The sequence below is a fragment of the Mesorhizobium sp. M7A.F.Ca.CA.001.08.2.1 genome, assembly GCF_003998455.1.
GTDB lineage: Bacteria > Pseudomonadota > Alphaproteobacteria > Rhizobiales > Rhizobiaceae > Mesorhizobium > Mesorhizobium ciceri.
The window spans coordinates 1-2,313 of record NZ_RZPW01000893.1; the positions used below are offsets into that span (position 1 = coordinate 1).

The following is a 2,313-nucleotide window of genomic DNA, read 5'->3' on the forward strand; positions in this document are numbered from 1 at the left end:
CGGTGCCGCCGGCGATCGCTTCCATGCCAAAGGCCATGGTGGCGGCACAGCCACGCTCGTCAAGCGCGGCCTCTTCGGTGATGTCGGCGGTCGGGATGTGCAGGGCAAGATCGAAAACCTTAAGCCCGAGATCGTAGGCAATGCAGATCTGGTTGATCGCGGCACCTCCGGCGGCGCAAAGTTCGACCGCGTTGGCGGTCGCCGCCACCGGCCGTGGCGAAATGCCGTGGCGCGTGACGCCGTGATTGCCGGCAAAGACCGCCATCAGCGGTCTTGTCACCGCGGGCGGAGCCCGCCCGCTCCAGGCGGCCAGCCAGGCGGCGATGTCCTCGATGCGGCCAAGCGAATTGCCCGGTTTGTCGGCCTTGGCAAACAGCGTGCGCACGCGGGTCTCGGCTGCCGTGTCGGCCGCCGGCAGATTGGCCAACAAGTTGCGAAAATCGTCGAAAGGCAGTGCGCTGGTCATCTTGTTATCGATCATTCCCTGGAGTTGGTAAGCGGCATAGCCGCCTTGCGGGGTTGGCACAACCTCTGGGATGATGGGCCTGCATTTGCCGCAAAGCCGGCCCCGCAGGCCGCAATCGCGAGGGCTTGCATTGGCTTTGCCGTTGCACCATGTGGAGGTGGAACAAGGGATTGCGGATGGAAGCCCAAGAGAAAGTCATGACGGCCATCGAATCCCCGTGCATCCTGGTCTGCTCGATCGACATGAAAACCGGCTTCTGTTTCGGGTGCGGCCGCACGCGCGAGGAAATCGGCGCTTGGATCGGGATGACGCCGGAAACGCGCCGCAGCGTCATGGCTGAATTGCCGGCCCGGCTGGAAACGGTCGAGCGCCGGCCGCGCCGGGAAACGCGCCGCACCCGCATGGCGCGCGAACGCGACGCGCTGTCGTGAGGTGCGGATGAGCCGGTTGTTCTGGATATTGATGGCCGCGATCGGGGTGGGAGCAGTCCTGCTCATGCTCAACGATTCCGCCGGCAGCACCCTCGGCGTGGAGAACAACGATTTCAGCCGGCTGATCTGGCTCGGCGCCTTTGGCGCCCTTATCGGCGCCGGCCTGCTTCGCTCGGGTAGGCCCCTGGGCGCCATGGCCCGCAACCTTGGCGCCTGGGCGGCCATCGCGCTCGCGCTGATCGCCGGTTACCAGTATCGCTATGAGCTGCAGGATGTCGCCAGCCGGGTGACCGCGGGCCTTGTTCCCGGCAGCCCGCTTGCGCTTGGCGTCGAAGACGGCCACGCCACGGTGACGCTCGACAAGGCGGACAACGGCCATTTCGAAGCGCGCATCCTGGTCAACGGCAACCCGGTCCGGGCCGTGGTGGATACCGGCGCGACCAGCACCGTGCTGACGTCCGAAGACGCACAAGCCGCCGGATTCAATCCAGCGGCGCTCAATTACACCATACCGGTTTCGACCGCCAACGGCATGGCACGCGCCGCGGCCGTGAAAACCGATCAGATTGCGATCGGCGGCATCACGCGCAGGGATATGTCGGTGATGATCGCCGCACCCGGCATGCTCAGCCAGAGCCTGCTCGGCATGAACTTCATCGGTTCATTGTCGGGTTTTGACGTGCGCGGCGACCGCATGATCCTCAGGGACTGATCCCGGAATCTCAAGCCGCTTCGGCTGCCGCTCCGCCGAGCTCGACGGCCGCGAAAGCCGCCTTCAGCACGTCCGGGCCGGCGCCGGGTTTTGTCGCGTCGGTGGACAGGATCTGCCGGTAGCGGCGCGCGCCGGACAAGCCATGGAACAGTCCGACCATGTGGCGGGTGACATGTCCAAGCCGCCCACCCTGCTCGATATGACGTGCCGCATAGTCCGCCATCGTATCGATCAGCGCGGCGAAATCGAACGGCTCGGACTGGACGCCGTAGAAAGCGGCATCGACGCCAGCCAGAATGCCGGGCGTGTGGTAAGCGGCGCGGCCAAGCATGGCGCCATCGACATGGTCGAGATGCGCCAACGCCTCTTCGATCGTCTGAATGCCGCCATTGATGCCAATGAATTCGTTAGGTTTTCTAGCCTTCAGCCGATAAACTCTGTTGTAGTCGAGCGGCGGGATGTCACGGTTTTCCTTGGGGCTCAGCCCTTCCAGCCACGCCTTGCGCGCATGCACCCACAATGCGTCGGCGCCGGCGTCGAAAACCCCATCCGCCAACGCATCGAGGGCCGGCTCCGGATCCTGTTCGTCGACGCCGATGCGGCATTTGACGGTCACGGGAATTGTCACCGCCGCCTTCATCGCCGCGACACACCCGGCAACGAGGTCCGGCACCTTCATCAGGCAGGCGCCGAACGTGCCCGAC

4 protein-coding genes are annotated in these 2,313 nt (G+C 65.1%); 2 read left to right on the forward strand and 2 right to left on the reverse strand.

Translation table 11 applies throughout. The features are described from left to right. On the reverse strand, positions 1 to 466 hold a 466-nt coding region (locus EN914_RS32550; RefSeq protein ID WP_206527293.1), incomplete at its 3' end, for a nicotinate-nucleotide--dimethylbenzimidazole phosphoribosyltransferase. A gap of 197 nt (positions 467 to 663) precedes the next feature. Here EN914_RS32550 and EN914_RS32555 point away from each other — a divergent pair. Beyond that, entirely contained in the window at positions 664 to 897 is a 234-nt protein-coding gene (locus tag EN914_RS32555; RefSeq protein WP_024503316.1) for a DUF1289 domain-containing protein, read from the forward strand. 7 nt (positions 898 to 904) lie between these two features. Then, a complete protein-coding gene (locus EN914_RS32560; RefSeq protein ID WP_024503317.1) occupies positions 905 to 1,609 on the forward strand; it encodes a TIGR02281 family clan AA aspartic protease in 705 nt (234 codons plus the stop codon). A 10-nt stretch (positions 1,610 to 1,619) separates the two neighbouring features. Here EN914_RS32560 and dusA read toward each other — a convergent pair. After that, on the reverse strand, positions 1,620 to 2,313 hold a 694-nt coding region (dusA, locus tag EN914_RS32565), incomplete at its 5' end, for a tRNA dihydrouridine(20/20a) synthase DusA (RefSeq protein WP_127389548.1).

Excerpts from the sequence above, each read along its gene's own strand:
- EN914_RS32555 (WP_024503316.1), top strand. The coding sequence starts at position 664 with ATGACGGCCATCGAATCCCCGTGCATCCTGGTCTGCTCGATCGACATG.
- EN914_RS32560 (WP_024503317.1), top strand. The coding sequence starts at position 905 with ATGAGCCGGTTGTTCTGGATATTGATGGCCGCGATCGGGGTGGGAGCA.